At 60.7% G+C, this 2,353-nt stretch carries 2 protein-coding genes; one reads left to right on the forward strand and one right to left on the reverse strand.

Annotated features, from left to right (window positions below; translation table 11 throughout):
• Positions 1-855, reverse strand: an 855-nt coding sequence (locus tag AC0KW6_RS22965; RefSeq protein ID WP_474036229.1) for an AAA family ATPase, incomplete at its 3' end; no start/stop codon positions are given.
• Between the two features lie 68 nt (positions 856-923).
• On the opposite strand from AC0KW6_RS22965, the gene AC0KW6_RS22970 reads away from it, so the two are divergent.
• Positions 924-2,081, forward strand: a complete 1,158-nt coding sequence (locus AC0KW6_RS22970) for an IS110 family RNA-guided transposase (protein WP_474035269.1) — start codon at positions 924-926, stop codon at positions 2,079-2,081.
• Positions 2,082-2,353 lie beyond the last annotated feature (272 nt).

Here is a 2,353-nt window from a genome sequence, read left to right on the forward strand (position 1 = left end):
ATCGCCAGGGGCGTAGCTGCGGGCGTCGGCAAGCATTGCCTCGGTGAGCTGGCGGTTCAGCAGACCGTTCACCTTGACCTCATCGGACGCGATGCGGCCTTCCTGCCGAAGGCCGTCGCGCACCGCCTCATTGATTTCTGCGCGGGCGGCGTTGGTGAGGGCGAGGATCCGGGTTCCCTGCCGCTCGGCCGGGGTGAGAGCAAGGAACCTTTCTGCGGCCTCTTGCCGGGGATCGTCGACCTTCAGAACATTGTCCTCCATGCGGTTGAAAGCTGCCGTGATTTCGCCCCGGATCGAGTGATAGACCGCTGCTTTTAGATCATCGTCCCGCTGGCGGCGGATCTCATCCATGACCGCTGTCCGCATCCCGGCTTTCTGCATCTGGGCGAAGGGCTGACCGGCCGCAACCGCGTCGAGCTGCTGCGTGTCACCCACGAAGACGACGCGCGGGGCGCCGGTGCGTTCGGCGTAATCCATGAAGCTGCGCATGTCCTGGGCGGACACCATTGAGGCTTCATCGACCACAAGAATGGTCCTGCTGTTGTCCACGTCCTGCGGATGATGCCGCTCAGCGGTAGTGACCTTGGCGAGGGTTTCCGCACCGCCGAGGACACTGGCAAGTTCCTGAACGGCCTGGTGGCTTGGAGCAAAGCCCTTGACCTCGTAACCGCTTTGACCGGCGTAGTGAGCCATCCGCTCCATCATGAAGGTTTTGCCTGAACCTGCGTAGCCTTGGATCCCGGCATGGCAGTGCCTGCCCTGGCAATACCACGGGGTGTTCCGGTAGCGGCTGCATTGATCATCATCATTTCGATTGCTCTTGCATTCGGGTTTGCGGCTGATGTGCTGCCGCACCAACAGATCCCATGATTAGTGGCGCAGAGCGGATAGGCTGCGCCATGCCAATGATAGGAGAACTGGTCATGTCGTACTCACTCAATACGCCGAAATCTGTTCAATACGACCGCACGCTTGTCCTTGCGATCGAGTTGAGCAGCAAGTCTTGGGTCCTGGCGGCACAAGTGCCTGGTCTGCCGCAATCTAAGACCAGAACTATGATCGCACCTGATAAGCTGGCCCTTGAAACGGCAATCGATGGGTATCGGACCCGTGCCGCCGCCGCTGGCTCTCGAGTCGATCGTGTGATCGCGATTTATGAAGCTGGATGGTCCGGATTCTGGCTGGCGCGATGGTTGATCGCGAAGGGCGTGGAGGTCCACGTTGTCCAGCCTTCGAGTGTTCCAGTTGATCGCCGCATGCGCCGCGCCAAATCCGATGGTATAGATGCCGAGTTGCTTCTCCGCACTCTGATGGCGTGGCTTTGCGGAGAACCGCGGGTCTGTTCCATGGTGCCAATCCCGGACGAAGCCGACGAGGATGCACGGCGATGCATCCGCGAGCGAACGGAGTTGATCTCCGAGCGGATCAGCCTGACCAACCGGATCGGCGCCGTACTGGCGACATTAGGCGTCGAGGGTTACAATCCGCTCCTCCAGAGTCGCCGGCATCGATTGATGGATTTGCGCACCGGGCTCGGTGAGCCGCTGCCGCCGAACGCATTTGCAAAGATTGACCGGCTATTGAGCAGGCTCGAGCTCGTGCTCACCCAGATCGCTCAGCTGGAACGGGAGCGTGATGCCGTGGTTAAGGAACCCGCTGCGGATGAGGCCGGAAAAATGATCCAGCAGCTTTGCCGGTTACGCGGTATCGGGGTGCAGAGCGCCACCGTGCTGGTTCGCGAGGCTTTCGTGCGCCACTTCGCCAATGGCAAGGCGTTGGGATCGTATGCTGGTCTTACGGCGACGCCCTACAACAGCGGTGGAGTAGAGCGTGAGCAAGGGATCGGGAAAGCCGGAAACAGGCGGCTTAGAACGACGATGGTCGAACTGGCGTGGCTCTGGCTACGCTACCAGCCCGGTGCCGCGCAGGTTACCTGGTTCCGGGAGCGAACAGGCCAGACCGGCCGGCGTGTGCGTAAGGTGATGATCGTTGCGCTTGCCCGAAAGCTGCTGATTGCCCTTTGGCGGTTCGCCACTGATGGAGTGGTCCCACACGGAGCGACCTTGGGACCCGCCGCCTGACAGCTAATGAGATCAGGCTGCTTTGCGACGGCATGGCGGCTTGGTGACCGAGGGAACGTCGCCGTTGTCCGGCGTGGCACAATAGATGCCGTTTTCACAGAGTGGTGCCGTTCTTTTGGAGTTCTCCGGTCCCGAATGCGGGACAGTGGTTGGGATGCTGGTCCCGCCGGATGTGAGGTTTGCAGACAAGGGTCTGCCGAAAGAGAGCTCACCTCGAGCGCCGATGAAGAAATAATACCATTGACGGAGACATCATCATGTGAGGCCGGACA

The sequence above is a fragment of the Leisingera sp. SA215 genome (assembly GCF_055902035.1).